At 61.7% G+C, this 12,767-nt stretch carries 11 protein-coding genes; 3 read left to right on the top strand and 8 right to left on the bottom strand.

Translation table 11 applies throughout. The features are described from left to right. Positions 1-74 precede the first annotated feature (74 nt). From PSCI_RS21260 to PSCI_RS21245, 4 genes are all read right to left on the bottom strand, one after another. Positions 75-1,112, bottom strand: a complete 1,038-nt coding sequence (locus PSCI_RS21260; protein WP_045490783.1) for an NADP(H)-dependent aldo-keto reductase — start codon at positions 1,110-1,112, stop codon at positions 75-77. Positions 1,113-1,205: 93 nt separating this feature from the next. Then, entirely contained in the window at positions 1,206-2,291 is a 1,086-nt protein-coding gene (locus PSCI_RS21255) for a DUF1615 domain-containing protein (protein ID WP_045490781.1), read from the bottom strand. A 43-nt stretch (positions 2,292-2,334) separates the two neighbouring features. Next, on the bottom strand, positions 2,335-3,243 hold the full coding sequence (gene glsB, locus PSCI_RS21250) for a glutaminase B (protein WP_045490779.1): 909 nt from the start codon (positions 3,241-3,243) through the stop codon (positions 2,335-2,337). A gap of 61 nt (positions 3,244-3,304) precedes the next feature. Then, entirely contained in the window at positions 3,305-4,117 is an 813-nt protein-coding gene (locus PSCI_RS21245) for a class II aldolase/adducin family protein (protein ID WP_045490777.1), read from the bottom strand. Positions 4,118-4,314: 197 nt separating this feature from the next. On the opposite strand from PSCI_RS21245, the gene PSCI_RS21240 reads away from it, so the two are divergent. Both PSCI_RS21240 and PSCI_RS21235 read left to right on the top strand, forming a co-directional pair. Then, positions 4,315-5,922: an FAD-binding protein gene (locus PSCI_RS21240; protein ID WP_045490775.1), complete on the top strand. Its 1,608-nt coding sequence runs from the start codon at positions 4,315-4,317 to the stop codon at positions 5,920-5,922. Continuing rightward, the gene (locus PSCI_RS21235; RefSeq protein WP_045490773.1) at positions 5,919-6,284 is read left to right on the top strand and encodes a 4Fe-4S dicluster domain-containing protein; all 366 of its coding nucleotides are present in this window, start codon (positions 5,919-5,921) and stop codon (positions 6,282-6,284) included. Before PSCI_RS21240 ends, PSCI_RS21235 begins: the two co-directional genes overlap by 4 nt. A gap of 216 nt (positions 6,285-6,500) precedes the next feature. On the opposite strand, the gene PSCI_RS21230 is transcribed toward PSCI_RS21235, so the two are convergent. From PSCI_RS21230 to PSCI_RS21220, 3 genes are all read right to left on the bottom strand, one after another. Further along, complete coding sequence (locus PSCI_RS21230) at positions 6,501-7,394, bottom strand: polysaccharide deacetylase family protein (protein ID WP_045490771.1); 894 nt, start codon at positions 7,392-7,394, stop codon at positions 6,501-6,503. Positions 7,395-7,477: 83 nt separating this feature from the next. After that, the gene (locus tag PSCI_RS21225) at positions 7,478-8,158 is read right to left on the bottom strand and encodes a hypothetical protein (protein ID WP_045490770.1); all 681 of its coding nucleotides are present in this window, start codon (positions 8,156-8,158) and stop codon (positions 7,478-7,480) included. A gap of 306 nt (positions 8,159-8,464) precedes the next feature. Further along, on the bottom strand, positions 8,465-9,541 hold the full coding sequence (locus PSCI_RS21220; RefSeq protein ID WP_045490768.1) for a polyamine ABC transporter substrate-binding protein: 1,077 nt from the start codon (positions 9,539-9,541) through the stop codon (positions 8,465-8,467). Between the two features lie 333 nt (positions 9,542-9,874). Here PSCI_RS21220 and PSCI_RS21215 point away from each other — a divergent pair, with 333 nt between their 5' ends. Next, the gene (locus tag PSCI_RS21215) at positions 9,875-10,153 is read left to right on the top strand and encodes a DUF1652 domain-containing protein (protein ID WP_084710063.1); all 279 of its coding nucleotides are present in this window, start codon (positions 9,875-9,877) and stop codon (positions 10,151-10,153) included. Between the two features lie 17 nt (positions 10,154-10,170). Here PSCI_RS21215 and PSCI_RS21210 read toward each other — a convergent pair whose 3' ends face one another. Continuing rightward, on the bottom strand, positions 10,171-12,636 hold the full coding sequence (locus PSCI_RS21210; RefSeq protein WP_045490764.1) for a UvrD-helicase domain-containing protein: 2,466 nt from the start codon (positions 12,634-12,636) through the stop codon (positions 10,171-10,173). Positions 12,637-12,767 lie beyond the last annotated feature (131 nt).

The following is a 12,767-nucleotide window of genomic DNA, read 5'->3' as shown; positions in this document are numbered from 1 at the left end:
CAAGGCTCCACAGGCAGGCGGTCAGGTTGCGGTCATTATGACCGCAACCTGCCGCCTGATGAACCCTGGTTTTGTTACGGCGCCGGATTCGGCTGTTTGACGTGGATCGCCTCAATGCCGGCGATCACTTCGTCGGACAACACCAGATCAATGCTCGCCAGGTTGCTGGTCAGTTGTTCCAGGGTGGTCGCGCCGATGATGTTGCTGGTCACGAACGGCCGGCTGGTGACATAAGCCAGGGCCATCTGCGCAGGGTCCAGGCCATGTTCACGGGCCAGCGCCACGTACTGGGCGGTGGCACTGACCGCTTGCGGGTTGTTGTAGCGCTGGAAGCGATCGAACAGGGTCAGGCGGCCATCGGCCGGACGGGCGCCATTGAGGTATTTGCCGGCCAGCACCCCGAACGCCAGCGGCGAATAGGCCAGCAGGCCGATCTGCTCGCGAATGGCGATTTCGGCCAGCCCCACTTCAAAGGTTCGGTTGAGCAGGCTGTAGGGGTTCTGGATCGACACGGCGCGGGTCTGGCCACGGGTCTGGGCCAGATTCAGGAAACGCTGGGTGCCCCACGGGGTCTCGTTGGACAGGCCGACATGGCGCACCTTGCCCGCTTTGACCAGCTCATCGAGCACATCCAGGGTTTCTTCAATGGCGGTGGACTGATCGTCAGCATCATGCTGGTAGCCCAGCACGCCGAAGAAATTGGTTTTGCGGTCCGGCCAGTGCAACTGGTACAGGTCCAGGTAATCGGTGTTCAGGCGCTTGAGGCTGCCTTCCAGAGCGGCAGTGATATTGCGCCGGTCCAGGCGCGGATTGCCGTCGCGGATGTGCTCCATACGGCCCGGCCCGGCCACCTTGCTGGCCAGTACCCAATCCTGACGATCACCGTACTGCTTGAAGTACTCGCCGATGATACTTTCAGTGCGGGTGTAGGTCTCGCCACGTGGCGGGACCGGGTACATCTCGGCGGTGTCGATGAAGTTGACCGCCGCGTCCTTGGCCAGGCGAATCTGCTCGAAGGCCTGCGCTTGAGTGTTCTGCTCGCCCCAGGTCATGGTGCCCAGGCAGATGGCGCTGACCGAGATATCAGTCTTGCCGAGTGAACGAAATTGCATCGATGACTCCCTTTTATCGAGTGATGAATAGCAGTTCAGGGCACCTCTAAAAACTACCTGCGTTGCCATCGCTTACGTTTTTAGAGGTACCCTTCAGTTACGCTGCATGCAGCGCAGGTAGCGTTCATTGACCCGCTTGGCAAACCAGGCGGTGGTCAGTTTACGGGTGATCTTCGGGCTTTGCAGGGTGATACCCGGCAGTATGGCGCGGGGTAGCTGTTTACCGGCTGTCTGCTCGGCCAGTTCGAACACTTGACGGTACACCTTGGTGTCTTCGAAATCCGGCCCGTCGGCCTTTTTCAACTGGTTGTAAATGGCCGGGTTATTCAGCCCCAGCCGCGGCCCCAGGCTGCGTACCGCACGCTCGGTGGCGCCGGTGGCCAGCGAGTCGTGGATGATCAGGTCGCCATCGAGGGCCAGCTCGATACCGGTCAGGCGGCTGAGCGCGCTTTGAAACGCCGCGTTGCGACTGGCGTACCAGCCGGCATTGAAATCGGCGAAGCGGTACAGCGGCTCGGGGTAGTCAGCCGGATAACCCAGCAGGTGCCTGGTGCCGAAGTACATGCCGCCACGGCGGCTGAAGACTTCGCGGCGAATGCTGCCATCCACGGCATAGGGGTAGCTGCCTGCATGCTGCTCGGCAAAGGCGATGCTGACCTGCATCGGACCGCCGGTGTGCACTGGATTGAACCGCCCGAACAGGGTCTGGCCCAACGGCACCATGCCGGTGAAATCATCGAAGATCGCGCTCAGTTGCTTCTCGGTGCGCGCAGCCGCCAAGCGCTGTTTATAGGTTTTGCCATCTGGCGAACGAATCCCCAGCGCTGCATCCACCAGGCTGGCGGGCACCCGCAAGCGGGCCGCGCGGCGGTCAATCTCTTCGCGGGCAATGCGCGCCAGCCCCGGCACCGGCGGGTCGGCCTGAAAGGTTGACTCCTGTTCGGTTACCGCCAGTACCGCGCAGATGTTTTCAGGGGTCGCAGCGATGTCCTGGGTGGTCAACGCCGTCTGGATATCAGCAGCCCAGCCCTGGCGGTCGACGACACTGGCCGGCAACAGTGCCTGCACGCGCTCGCGGGCCTGCTCAGGGCTTAACGGTGGCGGCCCTGACGGGCGGCTGGCGCACCCCCCAAGCAGGAGGCTGGCCAGCAGCAGACTCGACAGCAGGCTTGAGTTCACCTTGATCTTGCTCCTTAAATGGGTAAGCGGATCAAGGCGAGGGTTAGAACACCGACCAGTCGATCCGCGCGCTCAATCGTTCCAGCGCCGCCATTCCGACCAGCGAATTGCCGGCCGCGTTCAATTCCGGGGACCATACGCACACCGAAAAACGTCCCGGCACCACAGCGATAATGCCCCCACCTACCCCGCTCTTGCCGGGCAATCCGACCCGATAGGCGAAGTTACCGGCCTCATCGTACAGCCCGCTGGTGGCCATGATCGAATTCAACTGAGTGGTCTGGCGGGCACTGAGAATCTGCTCGCCACTGTGGGTGCAGAACCCTTCGTTGGCCAGAAAACCAAAGGCCTTGGCCAGGTCGACACAGGTCATGCTCAGCGCACAGTGATGAAAATAGCTGCGCAGTACATCTTCGACTTCACCATTGAAGTTACCGAATGACTTCATCAGCCAGGCCGCCGCCGCATTGCGTGAGCGGTGCTGATACTCGGACTCGGCGACCTTGGCATCGGAGACGATGGTGCGGTTGCCGCACAAGCGGCGCACGAAGTCGCGCATCGACAAGGCCGGCGCGGCAAAACGGCCCTGATTGATATCACAAATCACCAGGGCGCCGGCATTGATAAACGGGTTGCGTGGTTTGCCGCGCTCGAACTCAAGCTGCACCAGCGAGTTGAACGGCTGGCCGGATGGCTCATAACCGACCCGCTCCCAGATCGCCTCGCCCGAGTGACTGATGGCCTGCACCAGGCTGAACACCTTGGAGATGCTCTGCACCGAAAACGGTGTCATCGCATCGCCGGCCTGATAGATCTCGCCGCTGTTGGCGTACACCGCAATACCGAGTTGATCGGGCCGCACCAGCTCCAGTGCCGGGATGTAATTGGCAACCTTGCCCTGACCGATCAGCGGACGGACTTCTTCGAGGATTTCGTTCAACAGCTCTTGCATGCAGGGCGCCCCGTGTTTTTGGGAGCGCACACTACACCAAGGCGCGAAGTTAAAACACCGCTCAATGCTGGTAATCGGTGCCGTGACGATCCAGTTCACGAATCAGCGCTTTCCAGTGTCGCTGCACACCCGGTCCGTTACCGTCCTTGAACACCTTGGCCTGCTCCTCGACCTTGGCCACCACCTGGGGCGGCGGCAGGATCAACTCGTCATTGCCAGCCGATTGCGCGGCGATCTGAATGTTGCAGGCGTACTCCAGCCCCTGAAGTTGCTGAAAGGCGTGTTCGACACTGACCCCGGCGGTCAGCAGGCCGTGGTTACGCAGAATCATCACATCCTTGTCACCCAGGTCGGCGATCAACCGCCCGCGCTCGTCCAGCTCCAGTGCCACGCCTTCATAGTCGTGGTAGGCCACACGCCCGGAGAAACCCAATGCATGTTGCGAGATCGGCAACAGGCCGCTCTTTTGCGCCGACACGGCAATGCCGTCGCGGGTGTGAGTGTGCAGCACAGCCTGCAGGTCCGGGCGTGCACCGTGGATCGCACTGTGGATCACATAGCCGGCGTAATTGATGCCCAGCCCGGTAGGGTCGTCGACGATGGTGCCGTCAATGTCGACCTTGACCAGGTTCGACGCGGTGATTTCATCGAACAACAAGCCGAAGGCGTTGATCAGAAAGTGTTCTTCAGGGCCCGGCACCCGCGCCGAGAAATGCGTGTAAATGTGGTCGGTCCAGCGCTTGAGTGCCGCGAGGCGGTAGGCAGCGGCCAGTTTGACCCGCACTTCCCACTCTTCGGCAGACACCCGCTCGCGCACGCTGCTTTCAGACGACGCGGAAGGTGGCTGAACCGGCAGGGCACTGACATTGCTCATGGTGAAACTCCTGAAATGGCTGCGTGAAGCACGTGCCACCCAGACTATGCGTATAACGCGATCTTTAAAAAGCACATTTTCTTCTAAGCTAATCATTAAAAAATAGAATATTAAAAATAATCTTTATGCTTAGATTCGCAGCGATACCGACCCCTTGCCAGGCGGAGGCCCTGATCCTGAGCTGCCTGGAGCCATTGATGAGCACACCCTTGCACCCCTCTGCCGACCTTGAACTGCAAGCCGACGTGCTGATTATCGGCGGCGGCCTGGCCGGCACCTGGGCGGGCGTCGCGGCAGCACGCGAAGGTGCACGGGTGGTGTTGGTCGACAAGGGCTACTGCGGTACCAGCGGTGTAACGGCCACCGCTGGCCCCGGCCACTGGTGGGTGGCGCCGGATGCAGGGTTGCGTCAAGCGGCCATCGACAAGCGCCTGGCAACCGCGTTTGGCCTGGCTGATCCGCACTGGATGGCCCGCGCCATCGACACCACCTGGACCAGCCTGCCGGGCCTGCAGGGTTACTACCACTTCCCCACCGACGCCCAAGGCGTGACTCATTACCGGGGCCTGCGCGGCCCGGAATACATGCGCGGCATGCGCCGCCTGGCGCTGGATAGCGGCGTCACGGTCCTCGACCACAGCCCGGCCCTGGAACTGCTGCGCGATGCCCACGGCACCCTGGCCGGCGCGCGCGGCTGGCGGCGCCAGGCCGGCGGTCACTGGCAGGTGCAGGCGCCAGCGGTGGTACTGGCCAGCGGCGGCTGCGCGTTTCTGTCCAGCCTGCTGGGCAGTCACAACAATACCGGCGATGGCTACCTGATGGGCGCCGAAGCCGGTGCCGAACTGTCAGGCATGGAGTTCTCCAACTATTACTGCATCGCAGCGGCGGGCAGCAGCATGACCCGTTCGATGGTCTACAGCTTCGGCCAGTACTATGACGCCCATGACCGGGAACTGCCGATCAGCCAGGGACCGGGTTTTACCGAACAACTGGCCCGTGCGTTACTCAACGGCCCGGTGTACTGCCGCCTGCATCGGGTGCCACACGACATCCGCCAACAGTTGCCGACCATCCAGCCCAACCTGATGCTGCCCTTCGACCGTCGCGGCATCGACCCGTACCGCCAGCGCTTTGCGGTGACCCTGCATCCGGAAGGCACCATCCGTGGCGTGGGCGGTTTGCGCCTGATCAACGAGGATTGCCAGACCAGCGTGGCGGGCCTGTACGCCGCCGGAGACGCCGCCAGCCGTGAGCCGATTGCCGGGGCGACCTCCGGCGGCGGTGCGCAGAACTCGGCCTGGGCGCTGTCGACCGGACAATGGGCCGGCCGCGCCGCCGCCCGGCACGCCTTGCAGAAGGGCCGCACTGGCGGTGCGCTGCTGGGCTTTGCCGGCCTGGGCCTGAATGCGACCGTTCAGGACAGCCAGGCCGTGATCCGCGGTATTCAGGACGAAGTTCATCCGCTGGACAAGAACCTGTTTCGTAGCGGCGCACAGATTCAACGCTCCTTGCAGGCACTGGACAACGTCTGGGACCAGCTCCGCCATGCGGCTGCCAGCCCGCTCGGCAACCCGCTGCGCGCCCGTGAGCTGGCCGCCATGGCGGCCACCGCACGCTGGTGCTACCGGGCCGCCGAACAACGCCAGGAAAGCCGTGGCATGCACCAGCGCAGCGATTGCCCTGCCCAACTGGCGCGCTTCGACGCGCACTTGCGCATCGGCGGCCTGGACCACAACTGGCATCGCTTCGATGCCCTGCAACCCCAGCCTGCGACACCGCACTGCGCGCAAGGAGCCCCGGCATGATTGAACTGATCTTCAAAGACCTGTGCGACGGCTGCGGCACCTGCGTGCAGGTGTGCCCGACCAACGCCTTGACCCTGGACGCCGACGGCCTGCCAGCGATTGGCGACCAGTCGGCCTGCCAGACCTGCTTCATGTGTGAGTTGTACTGCACCCGCGATGCGCTGTACGTCGATCCCGATTGCAGCCAGCCACACGTTCTGGACGCCGGGCAGATTCGCCACAGCGGCCTGCTCGGGCAGTACCGCCGTGATTCAGGCTGGCACGAATGGGCCGAAGACCCGCGCTACCAGAACCAGCACTGGCGCATGGACGCAATCTTCGCCCAGGCGCGCGCGACCCATGGCGGGCGGGATAAAGCCTGATGGCGAGAATGTTCAATTAGACTGGTGGGAGCAGCCGGCCGGCACTCCGGTTGCTGTGGTCCGGCCTCCCGGCGAAGACGGCGGTACATTCGCAGCAGATTTAGTGCTTTTACTGGCCTCTTCGCGAGCTAGCTCGCTCCCACAAAGGCATGCAGTGCTTATCTGAACAGTATTGGCTTTAGCTGCGACACCTCAGACGCGGTCGAAACGAGTGTTTCAATGCCCGTTATGGTCCCACAGCCAGTCCCAGATCCCCGGCAGGTGCACGCCCCGTCCATCATCAGGTACGGTGCGCGCGGTGGCGGCGCGCAGTAATTGGGCCTGGTCGTCGTAGAACGGCTTGGCCGCCAGCGGCAAGCCATCGGCCCTGGCGCTGTCGATCAGGATCTGCAAGTACTCATGGATATGCCGCGCCGTATAACGGTTGACGTCATGGAAAGTGACCACCACCGGAGTCGCGCCATCGACCGTGGGCAACTCGCCCCTGGCGATCCGCTCGCGCACTTGCGAGACTTGCAGCAGCAGGTTTGCGCGGCGGCGCGGGCTCATGTTGAAGCCGTAGATCTTGCCATCGTTGGCACTCAGGTCGGTGAGCAGCACTCGCAGCCCCTTCGCCCGATAAGCCGCGAATGTACGATGGTCATAGTTCCAGAACGGCGGGCGCAGCAACGTGGCCTGCTGACCACTTTGCTCAGCGATGATCCGCAGCCCGTCGCGTAACGACTGCTCCAGTTGCTCAGGGCTCAACGAGCGGTGGTTGGTGTGTCGTGGCGTAGCACTGTGAAAACCGAGAATATGCAGCTCACGGCCTTCACGGCGCAGCAGTTCCCGGCCCGTGTCGCTGCCACCGCCACCGATTGCCCCGGTCTGGACAAAAAACACGGCTTTGATCCCGGGCATCACCGGGTTATCAGCCAGATCATCCAGGATTCGTGCGGTCGGGTTCCACCAGCCCGAGCCGCTGGGACCGTCGTCGAAGGTCAGCACAAAGCGCACTGGCGCCTGCTGGCTCAACTGGGTGCGGGTCTGTTCGGTAAGCGGCACGGGCGGGCCGATGCAGCCCGCCAACAGGCAGACGGCCGACAGGCACAGGGCGTTCAAAACATTCATGAAGGGTCCGCGACAACCCCGCTCAAGACGGCTGAGCGGATGGCCGCACACACTAGCGACCCGGCCCCGCTAAAGCCAGTGTTTCATGCCCTGCCCGGACAGCTCGCGGCACCGTTGTTGAGGTTCTGCTTGACCACCTGATACTCCATGCTGGCTTTACCGTTGGTCCATTCCAGAGTCATGACCAATAGCGAGTCAAAGTCGGTACCCGTCCAGTCGTCGATCAGGTTCATCTTCTTGCCGGAGGCCTCTTCGGCGACCTTGTTGACCAGTTCCGGCAGATAACCGTGGGACCAGGCGGTATAAATCGTCGCGTCGTGGTATTTGACGTCCATCAGTTCATGAGCCAGGTCGCTGGTGTCATTGGCGCCAAAATCGATATTCACCGGCAGGCCCAGTTTGATAGCACTCGGGCCGATGGTCATCAACGGCCGCACGTAACTGTAGGAATGATCGCCCTCGCCCTCTTCCACATGCCGGCCAGGGTCAGCCGCAAAGATGAAATCGGCCTTGCCGAACTCATTGGGCAACAGCTCGGCCAGGTCCAGGGCGCGGTTCAGACCCTGGCAGTTCAGTTGCCCCAGGCCCATGGCAGGTTTTTCGGCATGGCGCAGAAATACCAGGGTCTGGGTGCCATTCTTGGGTTCGGCCAGCACGCCGTCGCCGATGGAAAACCAGAAAATTGCCGAGGCCGTCAGAACGGCTGGCAGCGCCAGCCAGCGGCGCTGTCGCACGTTGGTCAGCAATGAGTTGAAACGGGTCATATTCTCTGAATCCGATACAGGTTAGTCGGGTGCAATCTGTCCAGTCACTGCGGCAAATTTGCCAGACCTGGCGGGTTCACGAGTCCGTTCGAAGGCCGGTGCGCGATCCCTCGCACAGCCTGTTACCAAGGCTAATCGGGAGATGTTGCACAATGAAGAATGAGCGGGGGCATGGGCAACATTGCCCCCGGACAGACTCGATAAGCCTCTATGGGAGTCGGAAAATGCCGTTGTGTTGCACAACGGACGAAAAAAACCAGCCCCAGTTGTCAGTAAATATGACTACCCATGCTGAATGCGGGCCGCTTACTTGAGGTTTTTGATCCGGTCCCAGATCTGATTGCGCAGCGCGTCAATCTCCGGATTGACCGGCTCGAGAACAAACATCCGGCTGATGGTCTCATCGTCGGGGTACACCGTCTTGTCAGACCATACCTCACGCACGATCAACGCATCGGCTTTCTCGTTGCCGTTGGCGTAATGCATCTGGTTGGTGATCGCGGCAATCACCTCCGGGCGCAACAGGTAGTTCATGTACGCGTAGGCCGCCTTTTCATTGGGCGCATCCACCGGCATGGCGACCATGTCGAACCACATCGGCGCCCCTTCCATAGGCACCGAATAGAGAATGTCCTTGTGCCCGGCCTTTTCCGCGATGTCCTGAGCCTGATCGATGTCGCCGGAGAAACCCACTGCCACACAGATTTTTCCAGCCGCGAGGTCGCGAATGTAATTGTTGAGATGAAAGTAGCGCACATAAGGTCGCACGCTGGTCAGCAAAGCCTCGGCCTTGGCGTAATCTGCCGGCACATCGCTGTGCGGCGGCAGGTTCAGGTAGTTCAGGGCAATCGGCAGCATTTCCGGCGCGTTGTCGATGATCGCCACGCCGCACTGGGCGACCTTCTTGAGGTACTCGGGCTTGAACAGCAGATCCCAGGAGTTCACCGGCGGATTCTCGCCCAGCACCGCAACGATCTGCTCACGGTCATAGCCGATGCCGGTGCTGCCCCACAGGTAAGGGAAGCCGTGAGTGTTGCCCGGATCGTTGACCCGCAGAGCCTTGAGCAGCACCGGGTTGAGGTTCTTCCAGTTGGGCAACTGGCTGAGGTCGAGCTTCTTGAGCGCACCGGCGTTGATCTGCTGGGCCATGAAATGCACCGAGGGGAACACTACGTCGTACCCCGAGCCCTTGGCCAGCAACTTGCCGTTGAGTTCTTCGTTGCTTTCGAAGGTGGTGTAAATGGGCTTGATGCCGGTGCTGGCCTGGAAGTTCTTGAGGGTATCGTCGGCGATGTAGTCGGTCCAGTTGTGGACATTAACCGTCCCGGCTGCATGCGAGGCCGAGGCCGCCATCAGCAATCCCAGCATGGTGTACTTGAACATGGCGCACCCCTTCGACGTCATGCTGTCAGCTTGCCTTCTATCGACCTGCACAGCAACGAAAAAAGTACCGCCGCACAGAGCATCAACGCGGCCAGCGAACGGCGCAAACCGGACCGACGGTACGCAAGCCCACCCAAGCATGATTCACGTCAAAAAAATCGAACTTTTTGTAACCTCGGGATAAATATTTCGGCTTGTTTCATATGGCGGTGCTATCTTCATTATTCACCAAGACAAGCCTGACAATTGTGCCGGAAAATTCCGACAGCACCTCGGATAAGTGCTTGCTCAGCCACGTCTTGCCCTGCCACTCGCTGCATCGATGATGCGCGCATGATACAGGTGGGTCCCATGAACAAGGTCACGTTCCCCAACGCCTGCCAGCTCATGCGCTGGCATTTCCATCCGGTCGGTTTTGAAGCCACCATGGACGCGCCCAGCAGTATGATCGCCCGCCTGTTCGATCGCGCCAGCGGCCAGACCTTCGTGGCCATTGCCGGCCTGCCTTGCGCCACGGTTATGAACGCCCGTGACGTGGAAATCATCATCGAAGCCATCGAAGCAGAAATGGAGCTGTTCAGCCTGCCGGTCATGACCTCGCAGCTATCTTGAGCAACCGCCGGGCCTGATCACACTTTGCCCAGCCGCTGGTCGTCGAAGTACGCCTGGTCGGCGGCCACCCGGTCCGAGGCTTTCGGGCCGTTGCCTTGGTCCTGGCTATCGATAAACCAGTAGCACTGGCGTACCGCACGGGTAATCGCCACATACGCCAGCCGCAGCACCTCGTCCTGCTGGGCCTTGTCGTACGCCTGCGGTTCGCCCTTATCACCCAGTCCGGCAATCCGGTACAGCTGGTTTTTGGCCGGCGACTGGGTCAGGTGCTGGCAATCACCGAGCAAAAACACGGCATCAGCCTGCAAGCCCTTGGCACTGTGGTAACTCAGGGTTTTGATCTGCCGCGTTTGCGCGGCATCGGCCTGCAGCAATGCCAGCAGTTGCTCCGACATCCGCTGACGCTCGCTGCCCTTGCGGTACAGCAGCAGGATGCTGTCGCCCTGCTGCTGGTGAGCCTGAACCCGTTCGAACAGAACCTGGTCATCGCGCTCGAGCACGACCACCGGCCACAGTGTTTGCTGGTTACCGCTGGCCTTGGCCTTTTTGCCGGCAATCGCCGGCGCGGCGCGGACGATGTGTTCGGCGGCATCAATGATGTGCTGATGGCTGCGGTAGTTTTCGCTGAGCATTACCCGAGTGCTGGCCGGCGATGAAAACTCCTCGTTGAACGCCATGAAGTAATGCGGTGAACTGCCGCGCCAGCCGTAGATCGACTGCCAGTCATCGCCGACACACAGCAGCGAGGCATGATGGGCCCGGCGCCCCACATGCATGGCCGGGCCACGCCGACGGATTTCACGCAAACTGGCACGCAGCCAGGAGACGATCTGCGGCGACACATCCTGGAACTCGTCGATCATCAGGTGCGACAGCGGGCGCAGCGCTTCGTCGTCCAGTTGCGCAAGATTCTCCGGCGCAGTTTCGCCGAACAGCGCGAACATTCGGTTGTAAGTCATCACCGGCGGGGTCTGGTCCAGCAACTGCGACTCGAAGCGTTTCCAGAACAGGCTCAGGGCCTCGAAGAAAAACCGGTCCGGGTCATGACTGGCAAAACTCATCTGCGCCACTGCCGCCGACACGTCAAGCCCGAGGTTTTCGATGAAACCGGCGACCAGCACAAAACAGTCGAGCAGCGGTGCGCTGGCCAGCTCACCCTTGACCTTGTACTCAAACCCCGGCCCGGCCAACGCGTTGCCAGTGAGGTTGTGCAATAACTGGCTGCCCGCCTGATAACTCTCGAGCCAGATCACCGGTTTGCTGCAAAACGCCTGAAACAGCGTGCGCTTGATCACTCCCTCGGCCCACAGCGGCAGCTTGGCACCGGGGCGTTTGAAGTCGCGATCTTCGCACTCATCGCAACCGAGTATCACCCAGGCGTCCAGCTCGGCGGCGTAACCATGCACGTGAAAGGCATGGCCGTTGACCTGCAGGCTCTCGCGCTGCGGTGTGATCCCCGCAATCGGCCAGGCGCCGGCACGCCGCCATTGTGTCTCGACAGTGTCGCACCAGTCCTTGTCACGCTTGGCCGACAGCTCGGTCACTGCGGCGCGCTTCTGCACATCCGGGTGGTCGCGGTCGATCTCTTTCAGTTGCCGGGCCTGGCGACACAACGGCGCGATGACCTCACGAAAGCGCGGCTCAGCGGCGTAGAGGTCGCGATAGCACAGGTTCAGTTGCTCGCGCTGGGCATCGTTGATGCGCAGATCAAACGGGTTGCTATCGATCTCTTCAACGCCAGAACTCTGGCTGCCCAGCGTCTCGAAGGCTTGCAGATGCTCGAAGCCTGGCAGGCTGCGCACCAGCGGCAGGATGCGTGAATGAAAGGTGCGGACCAGCTCGCGCGCCTGACGGGCAGTCAGCGCATGGCCCCAGAGCGCCATGACGTCGATCAGCCGCGTCATGAAGTCCTTGCGTGACTCACGGGTGAAGGTCACCACGGTCATGCTGTCCAGCTCAAAACCCAGGTAGTGGGTGAGCAGCACAATGCGCAGCACCAGTGAGGTCGACTTGCCTGCCCCGGCGCCGGCGATCACGCAAGTCGCCGGGGTATCGCTGAGGATCATCTTCCACTGGGCGGCACTGGGCTGGGCGTGGCTCGGCAGCTTTTGCGCCACGTCGGCCTTGATGCGCTTGATCAGCTCGGCGCTCAGCGGTAACCGCCAATCTTCAAACAGGTGATCCTCGACCTGCGGGCCGCGATGCGCTTCAGGCCGGGTATCGCGGATCAACAGCATGCGCCGGCCCTTCTCGATCCCGTCCAGATGCCCCTCGGCGTAGCCTTCATTGACCCCTTCGCCGTGCCCGGCCAGGTAACCGTCGGTATGCCCCTGCGCCCAGGACGCCTGGTGTTGCGCACCCAGACCGTTCAGGCCACGGCCCAGGACGCGGGCCAAGACACGCTTGAGCCAGGGCAACCGCTCACAGGCTTGCAGGTCGATATCCAGTTGCGGGGGCATTGCAGAAGGCAGGTGGTCAGACACGCGGTTTTCCGTGGGGTGGCTAAAATGCCGCCTATGGTGGCTAAAAACACGCGCAAGCTCCAGCCTTGGCTGTGTGCCACTACTCAGTACGTTATGTGTCGCTCCTGGGATGGCAGGCTCAACGGTCCGGC

The organism is Pseudomonas sp. StFLB209, from assembly GCF_000829415.1.
GTDB lineage: Bacteria > Pseudomonadota > Gammaproteobacteria > Pseudomonadales > Pseudomonadaceae > Aquipseudomonas.
The sequence above is the reverse complement of the archived record's forward strand: the minus strand, read 5'-3'. Positions and strand labels throughout refer to the sequence as shown.

What these genes read in the sequence shown, in the direction of transcription:
- PSCI_RS21260 (WP_045490783.1), bottom strand. Translation starts at nt 1,112, where the DNA reads ATGCAATTTCGTTCACTCGGCAAGACTGATATCTCGGTCAGCGCCATC.
- glsB (WP_045490779.1), bottom strand. Translation starts at nt 3,243, where the DNA reads ATGCAAGAGCTGTTGAACGAAATCCTCGAAGAAGTCCGTCCGCTGATC.
- PSCI_RS21245 (WP_045490777.1), bottom strand. Translation starts at nt 4,117, where the DNA reads ATGAGCAATGTCAGTGCCCTGCCGGTTCAGCCACCTTCCGCGTCGTCT.
- PSCI_RS21240 (WP_045490775.1), top strand. Translation starts at nt 4,315, where the DNA reads ATGAGCACACCCTTGCACCCCTCTGCCGACCTTGAACTGCAAGCCGAC.
- PSCI_RS21235 (WP_045490773.1), top strand. Translation starts at nt 5,919, where the DNA reads ATGATTGAACTGATCTTCAAAGACCTGTGCGACGGCTGCGGCACCTGC.
- PSCI_RS21230 (WP_045490771.1), bottom strand. Translation starts at nt 7,394, where the DNA reads ATGAATGTTTTGAACGCCCTGTGCCTGTCGGCCGTCTGCCTGTTGGCG.
- PSCI_RS21225 (WP_045490770.1), bottom strand. Translation starts at nt 8,158, where the DNA reads ATGACCCGTTTCAACTCATTGCTGACCAACGTGCGACAGCGCCGCTGG.
- PSCI_RS21220 (WP_045490768.1), bottom strand. Translation starts at nt 9,541, where the DNA reads ATGTTCAAGTACACCATGCTGGGATTGCTGATGGCGGCCTCGGCCTCG.
- PSCI_RS21215 (WP_084710063.1), top strand. Translation starts at nt 9,875, where the DNA reads ATGATACAGGTGGGTCCCATGAACAAGGTCACGTTCCCCAACGCCTGC.